At 55.1% G+C, this 13,208-nt stretch carries 11 protein-coding genes; 2 read left to right on the top strand and 9 right to left on the bottom strand.

Features of this window, described 5'->3' with window-relative positions; genetic code table 11:
- Nucleotides 1–13 precede the first annotated feature (13 nt).
- Nucleotides 14–1,708 carry a serine/threonine-protein kinase gene (locus RIB44_03335; GenBank protein MEQ8615608.1) on the top strand — a complete coding sequence of 565 codons (1,695 nt, stop codon included), beginning with the start codon at nt 14–16 and terminating at the stop codon, nt 1,706–1,708.
- A gap of 99 nt (nt 1,709–1,807) precedes the next feature.
- Here the strand turns inward: RIB44_03335 and RIB44_03330 are convergent, their stop codons facing one another.
- On the bottom strand, nt 1,808–2,698 hold the full coding sequence (locus tag RIB44_03330) for a hypothetical protein (GenBank protein ID MEQ8615607.1): 891 nt from the start codon (nt 2,696–2,698) through the stop codon (nt 1,808–1,810).
- Between the two features lie 472 nt (nt 2,699–3,170).
- On the opposite strand from RIB44_03330, the gene RIB44_03325 reads away from it, so the two are divergent.
- Complete coding sequence (locus RIB44_03325; GenBank protein MEQ8615606.1) at nt 3,171–3,737, top strand: VOC family protein; 567 nt, start codon at nt 3,171–3,173, stop codon at nt 3,735–3,737.
- Between the two features lie 22 nt (nt 3,738–3,759).
- Here RIB44_03325 and yjfF read toward each other — a convergent pair whose 3' ends face one another.
- From yjfF to RIB44_03285, 8 genes are all read right to left on the bottom strand, one after another.
- Nucleotides 3,760–4,725, bottom strand: coding sequence for a galactofuranose ABC transporter, permease protein YjfF (gene yjfF, locus RIB44_03320; protein MEQ8615605.1), 966 nt, complete (start codon nt 4,723–4,725; stop codon nt 3,760–3,762).
- Nucleotides 4,722–5,747, bottom strand: coding sequence for an ABC transporter permease (locus RIB44_03315; protein ID MEQ8615604.1), 1,026 nt, complete (start codon nt 5,745–5,747; stop codon nt 4,722–4,724). The genes yjfF and RIB44_03315 overlap by 4 nt, the downstream gene beginning before the upstream one ends.
- Nucleotides 5,744–7,282, bottom strand: coding sequence for a sugar ABC transporter ATP-binding protein (locus RIB44_03310; GenBank protein MEQ8615603.1), 1,539 nt, complete (start codon nt 7,280–7,282; stop codon nt 5,744–5,746). The genes RIB44_03315 and RIB44_03310 overlap by 4 nt, the downstream gene beginning before the upstream one ends.
- 104 nt (nt 7,283–7,386) lie before the next feature.
- Nucleotides 7,387–8,361, bottom strand: a complete 975-nt coding sequence (locus tag RIB44_03305; protein ID MEQ8615602.1) for an ABC transporter substrate-binding protein — start codon at nt 8,359–8,361, stop codon at nt 7,387–7,389.
- A gap of 307 nt (nt 8,362–8,668) precedes the next feature.
- Entirely contained in the window at nt 8,669–9,652 is a 984-nt protein-coding gene (locus RIB44_03300) for a ThuA domain-containing protein (protein MEQ8615601.1), read from the bottom strand.
- An 88-nt stretch (nt 9,653–9,740) separates the two neighbouring features.
- Nucleotides 9,741–10,835: a hypothetical protein gene (locus RIB44_03295; GenBank protein MEQ8615600.1), complete on the bottom strand. Its 1,095-nt coding sequence runs from the start codon at nt 10,833–10,835 to the stop codon at nt 9,741–9,743.
- On the bottom strand, nt 10,828–11,457 hold the full coding sequence (locus RIB44_03290) for a hypothetical protein (GenBank protein ID MEQ8615599.1): 630 nt from the start codon (nt 11,455–11,457) through the stop codon (nt 10,828–10,830). The genes RIB44_03295 and RIB44_03290 overlap by 8 nt, the downstream gene beginning before the upstream one ends.
- A 4-nt stretch (nt 11,458–11,461) precedes the next feature.
- Nucleotides 11,462–13,198: a prepilin-type N-terminal cleavage/methylation domain-containing protein gene (locus tag RIB44_03285; protein MEQ8615598.1), complete on the bottom strand. Its 1,737-nt coding sequence runs from the start codon at nt 13,196–13,198 to the stop codon at nt 11,462–11,464.
- Nucleotides 13,199–13,208: the final 10 nt, after the last annotated feature.

The raw sequence follows: 13,208 nt of genomic DNA, 5'->3' as shown, positions 1-13,208 counted from the left end.
AGAAGCTCTTGGAATGGACGATAAGCAATCTCAACCAAAGCATTCGGCTGTTGCTTCCGCCTCTTGCGAGGCGTGTGGGCTCGCCCTCGGATTGCTTTCCACGAGCGATAGTCTCTGTCCGTCTTGCCTCCTATCGACGGCGATCGAAGAGCTTCAATCAGACGAACTGCTCGCCCTTGGTGCTCCCACTACCCACCAGGGCGCCCCAAGCTCGGAGGAACTCAGCAAGAGTATTCCCCAGTTTGAATTTCTTGAGCTGCTAGGCGGGGGCGGAAGTGGCTGGGTCTATTTGGCGAAACAGATCAGCTTGAATCGCCTAGTGGCCGTGAAGCTCTTACGACAACGCGTCGGTCGGTTGCTTTCGACCCACGAACGTTTCGGCGCGGAAGCCCAAACGCTCGCGAACCTTAACCACTCAAAGCTGGTGACGGTCCACGATTATGGAACCACCGAAAACGAAGATTCAGATGGAACTCCGCATTGCTACCTAGTGATGGAGTATATCCCCGGACCAACCCTGCGACACAAACTCCGCAGCGGCCCGCTCTCGGTCAGACAGGCGACTCGTATTGCATGCCAGATATGCGAAGCAATTCAGTATGCGCATTCTCAAGGCATCGTGCATCGTGACTTAAAGCCTGAGAATATTCTCTTCACATCAGATGCCGAAAATGCAGATCTGAAAGTGGCCGACTTTGGAATTGCCAAGCTCATCGGCGAAGGAGAACTGTCAACTTCCTACACGGCTACGGGAACGGTCGTCGGAACGCCCTATTACATGGCACCCGAGCGCCATCTGGCGAGTTCGGCAGCAACTCGACAGAGTGATATTTATTCCTTAGGTGTATTACTGTACGAAATGCTGACCGGGCAGATCCCGATCGGTAACTTCCCGCCGTTGGAACAGAGCCACGGTATCCCTAAGCCCTTGAGCGACGCTGTTCATCGTGCAGTCGCATCGAACCCAGCAGAACGGTTCTCGACCGCTGCAGAACTAGATCAAGCAATCCAGTCTCCTAGCGGTGTTCAAACTGCTGCCAAGGAAAGTGGCCGATTGAATCGCTCGCTCAAACGGGCAATCGTAGGGCTACTTCTGTTGACCCTGGGGATTGCTGGCGGATACTCGTTCTCCCAACGCAGCAGCTCGCCCTCTACGGACGCTAAAGCACTAGCGGTTGCCCAAGAAGCTCCCGAGCGTACTAAGCAAGGCGAAACCGAAAGTGCAACTCAACCTGATGACTCGCCGCCCGAGGATGCTAAGCCGTCCGCTAGAAGCGAACGAAGTCGTACCAGTCCCAAGTTTGAGGGCTCGGGAGCAGGGTCGGAAACGCTCCGACGGGGTCGAGAAGCAAGCGGCTATGAAGTCGAAATCCTAAACGTAAGTATCCGTCGTGATCCACCCTTTGGTGCGGACATTCAGTTTGACCTTCTCTTCAACGATGCCGAAAGGACGGCTCGCAAAGGATCAACCTATCACTGGGTTTTTCGTGACTCGCTTGGGAACGAATATGAGAATGAGATTCCATCACTTGAGGGTCGTACGGAAATCACCATTGACGAGCCCGTTCGTACTCGTCACGGCGGAGGCTTTTGGCCTGGCGAAATCCACGTTGAGGAACGCTGGGGCGAAAACTCCAGCGGCAAGCGTCGTATTTCCGAAGCCTTCCAGGTGCAAGGCTGGCACGTTCGCATCGGTGCCGGTTTCTAGCGGAAGCTCTCTGAACGGCATAAAAAAGGACTCGCCCAATAGACATTGAGCGAGTCCCTATCGAACATGAAAAAGTCGCTTCGAGCTCAAACCCGAAAACTAGATCAATCTCTTTCGAAATGACACAAAAGCCAACAGAGAACCAACTACAAGTACGGCGCTAGCAGGCTCGGGGATCCGCACAGAGACATTGTCCACGACAACGCCATTAACAGCGTTGCTGGAATTAAAGACATCCATACCTCCGATCAGGATGTTGCCCGTGCTGTAGAATCCGCCACTGTTGTCGTACGTGTCAACGACAAGACCGTTCAGAAGCCACTCAATGGTTGTACCATCTGAACGAACAACAACATCGACCCAGGAACCACGCGGGTTGGTTGCAGACGGACCAGAGGAAGCGTCAAATCCAGGCGGCAAGGTGGCCTGTGCACTGTAGTCACCTAAACCTACATACCCGACGTTGCCGGGCCCACCTTCTTCGTACGTGCCCAGATCGCCACTGCCATCGCCACCTTCTCCTGAGTAAACCCATGCAAGTGGTCCGCCGTCAGTACCGAACTCATAAGGCGAGACAGGATTACTTGGGTCGAGAAACACGCCAACCATACCGTGCTCGGTGGACCCGCCACCTCCGTCGTTGTACACGAACATGTCGAGACTCAGTTCGAAGGACCCTGAGAATAGCTGTCCGTTCGGATAGATGCTATAAGATTCCCCTTCGTCAACGGGGCCATCATCGGTGACATTGAATTGGAGAAATGCACCAACGGTGTCGGGGTCCCCATTGGGATTGGCAATACCAAGGGAACTGTAATCAAAGGCGAAATCGACACCACCATCGGGACCAACGACGCCCTCCTGCTGACTCACCACCGACCAACGCGTGCTGGCAGAACCGTCATTAAAGTCTTCTGAAAACAATTGCGCACTAGCTTGACTGGTTAGTGCGACGCCGACTAAGCCGGCGAGCAGAATCGTCCACTTCATTAGTACCCTCCTAAATGTGAAAAATGCAAACAACCGATCCTCAAACTCCGTTGCCGCCGTCTTTACGATAACAAGCTCGATCACGGTTATCTTGCTTTGATCATGAGATAATTGGCATTTGCGCAAATCCGAAACTAATTCTCGCAGAACCTGCCGCTGAAATCCCGATAGAGCGCAGGCTGCTATGGCTTTTGCGTAGAGTCCAAGTTTCTATGATGAGCTGTCTGAGAATTGAGGGCCACTACGAAGTCTATATCGAGCAACATTGGGGAGAAAACATTCTCGGTAAGAGGAAAGTGTCTGAATTATCCGGTGCAGATTTGGCACGATTCTATGAGAGTGAAGAATATTATTCTTTTCAGCCAGCAAATCGAAGTAGCGTAAAAGGATTATCGTCCTCGGCAAACTTTGATTATTGTGAAGGCTGACTTTACCTAGAACTTTCACCGCGAATCCAAAAAGGGAATCGACAATGAAAACCGGCAAGCCTTCAGAAGTGGTGAAGCATTTAAAAGCCATTCTGATTATGGCAATGCTTCTCTTCGGTATTAGCGTTGCGATCCTCTCCACAGTTGCTCCGCAAGCGACAGCCCAACAGACTGACGCTGTAGCGAGCAGCCCCCAAGCCACCCAACAAGACGTACCAACCGGAAAAGTCATCGGTATCAAGTATAACTGCGTGCACGTCTTAAAGCTTGAACAAACGCTAAAGCTCTATCGCGAAATCCTTGGGTTCAAACTGGTCGATGCAGAGATTCTTCACGGTGAAGGAATCGAGGGGATGCTGGTCATGAAGCTGCAAGCGGGCGACTGCAATGTCTACCTCTCGCTCACTGCCCCCGAGTATCTCGACACGATCGGTGAGATCGGCAACACGAACCATAATCACTTCATGCTGTTGGTCGACAACATCGTCCCCATCTGCGACAAGCTAAAAGAGGAAGGCTACGAACTCGAGAACGAAGCGTACGCTCGCGATAAGTATTCGTTCTTCACGGGCCCCAACGGCGAAATCATCGGGCTCACGGAATACAAGTGATCGGATCGCAACTAGGCAATCGCTAGTTTTGCCTCCGAACGCCAACGACCTTTTGTAGCAGAATAAACGCCAGCAAGAGGCCGCCGATTGCGAGTGTTGCTAAGGAAGAAGGTAGTTCCGCGAAGAGCTTGATTTGGTAGATCGTGCCATAGATCAGCACTCCTAGCAGCGTACCCGTGACATAGCCAACACCGCCGGTGAGCAGCGTGCCCCCGATGACCACCACTGCAATGGCATCGAGTTCTAGTGCCATACCCTTTGTAGGATCGCCAGAACGCATAAACAAGGTCATCGCAATGCCAGCAAGTGAGGAGCAGAACCCGTTGATGGCATAAACGGCGATCTTGGTTCTCGCCACCGGAAGTCCCATGAGTAACGCCGACTGTTCATCCCCGCCTAAGGCATACACGTTGCGACCAAACCGCGTGTAGTGGAGAACGACGATCATGCCCCCCAGAAGGGCCAGGAAGAGCATCGCAGCAAAACTCAGCTCCGCCCCACCGCCAATTGGAAGAACGATCTTGTTCATAGTTTTGTAGAAGGGATGGCTGATTTGCACCGATTCATTCTTGATGACAAACGCCATTCCACGGGCGAAGAATAACCCGCCAAGCGTCACCAGAAAGGCGGGAAGGCGAAATCTTTGAATCAGGATTCCCATGATAAGCCCAAAGGCGGTACCTGCCGTCAAAGCGAATGTCCAAGCTACTAGGGGATGGACTTGATGATCGGCAATCATGGTGGCGATGAAGATCGTCGTAAACCCGATGACTGAACCGACTGAAAGATCGATCCCACCGGAGAGGATGACGATCGTCATGCCGAGAGCCGTGATTCCAAGAAAAGCATTCTCTGAAAAAAGATCTGCCACGACATATAACGAGCAAAAGTTCTTATCCCGGTAGATCACCGATCCAGTTGCAAACAGCAACACTAGCAGAACGGCCGTTGTCGCCAGTGGTAGGTATTTGCGGGAGAGCCAGCTCATCGTTCTCCTCCGCGGTTTTCACTTGCGCGGAATACCTTCTCACGAAACGCCTCAGATTGCAGCAGGCAAACTCCAATGATCACCAGTGCCTTGGGAATCGGCGCCGTATCGGACGAAACGCCAAAGGTATACATCGTCGTCAGCAGGGTTTGCAATAGTAGGGCCCCGATCACTGAGCCCAGCAGCGTAAAGCGGCCACCGGTTAACGCGGTTCCGCCTACGACGACGGCGAAAATGGCGTCGAGTTCGGTGAAGATTCCCGCATTGGCGGTATCGGCGGCGTTGATGTTCGAAGCGTCAATCAGCCCGGCAACCCCGGCACAGAATCCGCAGAAGACGTAAACCAGGACTTTGATCCCACGAGCATTAATCCCTGCGATGTGGCTCGCTTTCTCATTGGCACCCACGGACTCAATGAACAGCCCTAGGACGGTCGTGCGAACGGCAAGCAGCGTGAGTATCGTTAACACAACGGCAATCGTCACGGGAAAAGGCAATCCGAGAAAGTGGCCGCCAGCGATAAAGTCGAACGACTCGCTGAAATCATCGTTCACCAGCGCGATCACTTTCTCACCGGTGATGTACCGGGCGATTCCGCGGCCTGAAACCATGAGAATCAAGGTGGCTATAATCGGTTGGATTCCCACCTTGGCAACCAGAATCCCGTTGGCAAGCCCCGCGATCATGGCTGCCCCCAGCGCGCAGGGAACAACCAGGGGCAGCCCCCAACTTGTTTCAGTGAGCAGTAACGCAGCAACCGCGCCGGAGATCGCCATGACTGAGCCGACCGAAAGATCAACCCCACCGGTGGCGATCACCAGCGTCATGCCGAGCGCGAGAATCACTCCAATCGAACCTCGATTCAAGACATCGACCAAGCTACCGTAAAGATGACCTTCACGGATTTCTAGCTGGTAGAACGATGGGGTGAAGAAGGCATTGAATAAGAGGACAGCGGCTAAGCCGACGAGCGGCCAGAGCAGCGGTGAACTTTTCCACTTCGCAATCCGTTCCCTACTCATTCCACCGCCTCATGATGCTGGGCAATGAGGTCGATGATCCGATCTTCGCTGATTTCCTCACCACTGAATTCACCAATCTGCCGACGATCACGCATTACTAGGACTCGTTGACAACAACGAACGACTTCGTCCAACTCAGAAGAAACAAAAAGAAGCGCCTTTCCTTCCGCAGTCAACGAACGGATGAGCGCTTCGATCTCCGCCTTGGCACCAACGTCAATTCCACGAGTCGGTTCGTCGAGCATCAACAGCTTCGGCTCCATAGCCAGCCAGCGGGCGAGCAAAACCTTCTGCTGGTTGCCGCCGGAGAGGTTCTTGACGGGCGTCTCCGACGAGGGTGTCTTAATCCCCAAAGCTTGAATGTAATGTTCCGTGAGTTCTTGCTGACGTTTGAGCGGCAAGGCACCCGTTAGGCCACGAGATGCTTGCATCGCGAGCAAGATGTTTTCGCGCACCGAAAGATCGAGCAGCACGCCTTCCTCTTTGCGATCCTCGGGACTGAAGGCCAGCCCGGCGGCGATGGCGTTACGTGGAGCCGGATTCTCTAAGGGCTTTCCTTCGATCTGAATCGTGCCGGTGGTAGCGCGGTCAAGTCCGTAGAGAAGCCTAAGAACTTCCGTCCGGCCCGAACCTAAGAGACCTGCTAGCCCGAGCGATTCACCCGCCCTCACCTTCATATCGAACGTCTCCACGGATCCCGTGCGACTGAGTCCTTTCGCTTCAAGGACAACTTCTCCGTGATGCGCTGCTTCTTTTCGGGCGGACCCCTGCGACTCCAGCTTCGCAACTTCGTCAGCTTCCTTCCCTAGCATCTTGCTCACCAACTCAAGCCGCGGCAGTTCTCTAACTGGGTAAGTGCCTACGCGTTGGCCGTTACGTAAAACGGTGATGCGGTCAGAGATCTGGTAGACCTGGTCGAGGAAATGCGTGACGAACACAATCCCCATGCCCTGCTGGCGGAGTCGGTCGACGATCTTGAACAGGTCGGCCACTTCCGACTCGTCGAGACTGGAGGTCGGTTCATCGAGAACCAGCAGCTTCGCGTTCAGATCAACCGCGCGAGCGATGGCGACCAACTGTTGAACCGCAGTTGAACAAGCGGACAGTTCGCGGTGCAGATCGACCTTCAAGTCGATCCGCTCGAGCGCAGCCCGCGCACGGCGAATCGTCGCCTTCCAAGACAACAGTCCAGCGCGAGTCGGCTGTCGGCCGAGCATCAGATTCTCGGCCACCGAAAGGTTGGGAACCAGGTGCACTTCCTGATAGACGGTGCTGATTCCTGCGGCTTCAGCCTCGCTCGGCGCTTGCGGAGTGATCGGATCACCTTGCAGGCGGATCGTTCCAGCGTCCGGCTGATGGACGCCAGTCAGCACCTTAATCAGGGTCGACTTCCCGGCACCGTTCTCGCCCATCAACGCATGGACTTCGCCGGGGCGAACTTCAAAGTCAACACGATCAAGTGCCCGCACGCCAGGAAACGCCTTGCAAATCCCTCGCATGTCAAGCAGGGGTTCACTGGCAGTGGCGTCGGACATGGCGATCTGCCAGCGGCAATTAGAAAGGTGTTTCTAAAATCACCCGGAACGCGTTAGCGTCCGGTTCCAGGGACAACCGGGGGCTAACTCGCCCTGCGGCTGATTTAGTACTTCCGCGAGTCAATCAACCCCGCTGCGTCCGACATCTCGAAGACGGAATCTTCAATCAATGTTTTCTTCTCCAACTCGTCGGCTTTGCCGGCAAGGATCTTCTCGACCGCCTCCATCGCGAGCGGACCTTGGAGCGGGTTACACTCCACCGTGCAGTTGAGCTTACCAGCCACCATCGCTTCAAAAGCAGCACGCACGGCATCCACCGAAACGATGATGATGTCCTCGGCCGGCTTCATCCCCGCTTCTTCAATCGCCTGAATCGCGCCGATGGCCATATCGTCGTTGTGGGCATAGACGGCATCGATGTCTTTGCCGTGCGTTTTCAACAAGGCCTCCATCACTTCCTTCCCCTTCGAGCGTCGGAACTCGCCGCTTTGGGTGGCGATGATCTCGATGCCCGGATGATCTTTCATCACATCGCGAAAACCGTTGAAGCGATTGATCGTTGGCGAGGCTCCCGGATTGCCTTGAAGTTCGACGACTTTCGCCTTGCCTTCAGTTTTCTTGGCGAGCCACTCTGCCGCCTTGCGACCCTCCGTGTAGGTATCCGCGCCAATGTAAGTGACGTAGAGTGATTCATCCTCGGTCTTGATCTGGCGGTCGAGAATCACCACCGGGATGTTCCGCTTCTTGGCCTTCTCAAGCACATTGTCCCAGCCAGTTTCGACCAGCGGCGCGAAGACGATCACGTCGACGCCCTGATTGATGAACGAACTGAGTGCCTTGATCTGATTCTCCTGCTTCGACTCGCCCTCGGCAAAGCGAAGATCGTAACCCTTCTCCGCCGCAGCTTCTTTCACCGAAACCGTATGGGCATTCCGCCAGTCGTTGTCGGCACCCGTCTGGACGAAGGCAATGACCGGCTTGCCTGATTCCTTCTTCTGGCCGCCACTGCAGCCGATTAGTGAAACGAACAAGCAGGCAAATAGGGCAGATATGGGGAAAAGGGGGTGTTTCAGTTTCATCGAAAAAGGTTCCATTCGTTTGAACTAACGCTCGACTTACCAACTGAGAGTTAACGTAGCAAAACACATTTATTAGCCCCGGGATTTATCCCGGGGTTCGGTAAAACGCCTCATTCCTCGGTCGAGCAATCGGGCCTATTCCGCTTCGGAGGTTTGCCGAGACCGAAATCAACCGCGGCTTTTTTCGACCTCGACAACGCTCATTGATAAAAAACCCGATCTGCTCGGTCGATCTTCTTTTCGCACTATTTCAACCCCGGGATAAATCCCGGGGCTACTAATTCCAATGGATTGGCAACAATTCCGATTACTGCAGAACCACTTCACGCTTGTACTTCCGCACGCTTGGCTTCTCTTCACCCGGGAAATCCTCGGGCAACGGGATCGTCACTTTTCCCGTGGCGGCCCACTCGGTGCCTCGTTGGAAGCTGCTGATGAAACCGATGCATTCCATCGAGTAATCAGCATGTCCCAAGGTCGAGTGGAAGATGCGACCATCATGGTAATCGATGGTCATCAGCATCGGCTCGTGGCGACCGCTGCCGCGCATCTTGGGATGAGCGTAGGCGGTCGCGAGGATCGTCATGTTTTCAGCCGGGCCGCGGAGGCGTTCGTACAGTTCGTCCTTCGCGTGGAGCCAGCGCTTCGGCATCCCTTTGGTGATGGGGTGATCGGCACGGGTGACCAGTTCGAATTCGTGCTGCGGACCGTGGCCACCGCCACCACCCTTGTCGGTGTTGCGGACGATTTCGCCCTCGTCGTTGTAGTAGACGTAAGGGCCGCTCTTCTCATTCCGCCCGCCCCAACCGCCAAGGCCGATCATCAGGTTAAACTCATCCCATTTGCCAAACGAGTTATCCGCCGCATGGACCACCACGAAACCGCCACCGGTGCGGACGTACTTCTCGAACGCCTGGTTGGTTTCCTCGGGCCAGGGGGCCGCATTAAAGCCGAAGTTGGAAATCACCACGTCGTACTTGGCGAAGTCCGGCTTGAAATCGGGGTCCGTCTTTGGCTTGTCGAGGTTCTGCGACGTGAAGCCCTCCAGCGGAAACTCCTCCAGGTGAGTTTCGCCTCGCCAAGTGTATTTGGTTCGCTCAATATCCACTTCAAACAGCCCCGTTTCCTCCAGGTACTGCTTCATCATGAAGGTGGTCTTCGGCCAAGCGACATGGTTGTTCTGACCATCGATGATCAGGGCCTTGAGCTTCTCGCCGTGGTGCTCGGCAAAGGCCGGACTGATCGAGGCGAAGCTGATGAGAAGGGCAGAGAGAACGGCGAGATGCTTCATCGAATGAGATTCCTTGAGTGCAACAAACGGTAGATTGTCTGCACATTAGGATACACGACTTGCATCGCAAGAAAAATAGCCCGCCCTTCTAGGGCGCCGCGGTGCGCTTCCAACTGCCCGGTGTGATCTGGAACTCGCCGGAACCGCTCGATGTCGTGTAAACACCGTGGATGCGATATCGAATTGATTGACTCGAATTGGAACTATACCAAGTACCGCTGCCACCAATCAGGTAGTGAGAATCAGTTTGCGAGACACCCGTCGCATAGGGAACTTCGGCAGCATTACCACTTCCGGTGCCTTCCAGCGCTAAACAGTACCCCGCAGCGGGGTCGAGATTCGTCGCCGCAGAAAAAGGCACGGGGTGCCAGTCAACACTACCATCAGGAGGCAGTTCGGATTCCGTAAAGCTTGCCAGATCGATTTGCGCGGTTGGCATTCCCCCTGCGTCGCTTTCATAGAGTTTAACTTCTAACGTCCCGCCAGCGGCCCCTTGCGCTGAAAGATAAACGTCGACTAAGGTGATTTGCCAAGAGATTGCTTCAGCAGGCAGGGAAGGCTCGAAGTACTGGCCAACGTAATCCACGGTTCGGACAAATTCTGATGTGGCCGTTCCGCCCTCATAGTTTGCCGCAACAACTGGTCCAACTTGCTCTGCTGCCGTGATCGCATTGGCACAAGTCACGCTGTAGACGTACACGGCTGAGCCCCAGCGACCGATGCCGTGGATTTCGACCGGATCGGAAGTGTCGTCGCTCAAGTCACCATCGACGGGATCGAAGAACTTGAACGCCAAGTCTTCGGTAAGACCAATCGGGCTTTGATTCGTTTCGACATTGTGCGTGTAGTTCGTCCGCCAGTTCGCGTCGAGTTCCATCCTGGCGAGCCCGAACTCGACACTCGATTGGGCCAGCCGCTGCGCGTAGGCCATGTCGCCCCGCGAGACCGAGTCGCGCAGTTCCAAACGCGCCAGGTGCATCGACGTGAGACTGATCATGGCAATGATCAGCGACGCACCGGTGACGGAGAGATACGCCGAGCCACGTCGGAGTTGACAACCTTTACTGCGTGCGACTCCAGCAGCAAACCATCGTAACCCGAAGCGTAAGCGAGGGGCCTCGCCAACCGGTTTTTTCCCTCGCTTACGCTTCGGGTTATGATTTCTGCGACTTCTACTAAGCATTGGGATCCTCCGCATGATTCAGGAGGTTCGTGCACCACTCGGCAGCTTCGCCCGTGCCAATCTGGAGTGTCCCTGTCAGCTCGTGCACCACAGTCCGATCAACGGTCGGAGGCTGCTCCAAGGCGCCATCCCGGCTGCGGTAGCCGTATCGCGTGGTAACGGTGCCATCGGGCGCGGTGACCGTCACCCGGACACGTTTTAGCCCGGTATCATTAAGATGCCATTGATCACCGCCGATCCGTGTTGCCCAATCAACGTCCACGGTACGGGTCCAACCTGCGTAAAGCGACATAGGCGTACTATTCCGCGTTTGAATTCGACCAACGTTCCAATTGTCAAAATCATCGACATCATCGAAGGTTGTTCGGTCAGTTGGATTCTCACCCGCATTCACCCCCCTACCACTCCCTCCGTCTGGGTCCTCATAGGCAAGCGCCACCGCTTCAGCCAATAGCTGCTCAGCAAGCATCGGCCCGTCGATCAAGGAGTTCATTTCTAGTTGCGTACGAACTGCATTGCGCAGCGCACTCAGCGAACCGACCACCACCATCCCCACCAGCATGGTGCAGAGGACGGTCTCGATCATGGAGAAGCCGCTTTTTCTTTTCTTTGCGCGTCTCATTTGGCTAGTCCTCTGGCTCGGGAGCGATGGCGATTGTGACGGTGACAAATTGCTCGCTGCCGGTTAGCGTGAAGTCGGACGTCCCCGAATCTCCGGCGACTGACTGCTGGATGTAACCAGCACCTCCCGAGGCTTGGAATTTTCCCGGGCCGAAATCGCTGGCATCCATCGTGATCGTCGTGTGGCCAGCCAGTCCTGACGAATCGACCGTCACTTCATTGAGGTCAAATCCCCCGAGTCGCAGGATCATTGTATTGGGGACGGTAGTCGTGACTGCAGGGCAAGTTGGGTTTGCAGATAGTCCGCCCTGGCTGGCAAACAAATGAATCGGATTATTTGGGTCGTGTCTATTGAATCTCATCATCCAGGCATACGCGCGTTGGTTCACTCCCCATGTGATAGTGTGATTAGCAGGTTCTGAAGAACCTGCCAGCTTCCACCAAACGCCCAGTGTAACGCCTGCTTGGTACTCGCCAATAGTCAACTCTGTCCAGCCTGTCTGAGCCGCTAAGGTCGCCGTTTGGTCACCGTCGACTCCAATAGCCATGATCAGCAGATCGCCCTCTTGCGTATCTATAGTCGTATCGATGGTGAGCGACTGATCATCAATGACAACCTTTGCCTCAGTGAAAGATCGGTACTTCACAAAGTTGGGAGAATTTTCCCCGTCACCCGCAGCCCACTGTATCGAGCGTTGCAGCAGAGTTTGACCATCCGTGTTTAGGCTTGTGAAATCGAAACCGTTATCCCCCCAGGGGAGCAGCACCCGTCGCCCCGCGGCATTTCCCCCGCCGGAAACTTCCTCGTCGGCATCGACGGTGACAAAAGTTGGGAACGCAAGTGCTTGACTGACTTCCGCCAAGACGTTGGTCGCCGGGGCAAGGTCAGCCGTGCTGAAGTGCATCTTCACCTGCTGCTCCGAGTCGAACACCTGCAAAGCGCCGGCAGCATGTTCCGACATAATGTAGTGCGAGGCATCGGTGATCTCGATGGTCTGCGAGGGCTGATAGAACGTGTAAAGCGTGGTGCCCAGGATGCCAAGTTGCACCGCGTTGTAAGCTGACTCCGTAACGACCCCCACCGACGTAGCCGTCACCTTGGTGCCCAGCGTACCGCTATTAATCTGGCCTGACACGAAGACAACATTTGCTTCGGCAAGCTCCGCGTCGAACGTCGCCTGAGTCGCTTCCTGAGAGATTGTCTGAACGTCGTACCCCCAACTCTCAATCAAGTCGATGCGAAGCTGCTCCGCAGCGGTCGGCGTATCGATTCCCCCATCGCCATCGGCGGACTGCCCTGAAACAAACAGCACCCGCGGCAACTGGGAAACACCTTCGATAAAACGCGAAAGGTATCCCAAGTTGAACGCCTGCACATCGGCGGCGATCGTTTCCACCGTCCCGCCGTTGATCTGATAGGTGAGCGGATCACCCGCCGTGCCGCTCCAAGCGTAGCGAATCGTTTCAGGAACGTTATCCCCGTTGCGGTCCGGCACCGACATCGCGACTGAAGTGGCCGTCAGCTCTGAAAACGCGGTCGCCGCCTGCGCGTCGCGATGAATCGCTGCCAACACGCGATGGGCCTCGCGCGTTTGATGCAACCCTTCGTCAGCAACGTCCAACGACTGGGCGGCTATGTACAACGAAGAGGCAAGCCCCGCCGTCAGCACAGCAGTGATCGCGACACTCATCAGCAATTCGATGAGCGTAAAACCGCGTCGCAATGGGGAAGTTCGAGACATGAGCAACAGT

Source organism: Lacipirellulaceae bacterium, from assembly GCA_040218535.1.
Taxonomy (GTDB): domain Bacteria; phylum Planctomycetota; class Planctomycetia; order Pirellulales; family Lacipirellulaceae; genus Adhaeretor.
Note: the sequence above shows the minus strand (reverse complement) of the source record. Positions and strands in the feature narration are given on the sequence as shown.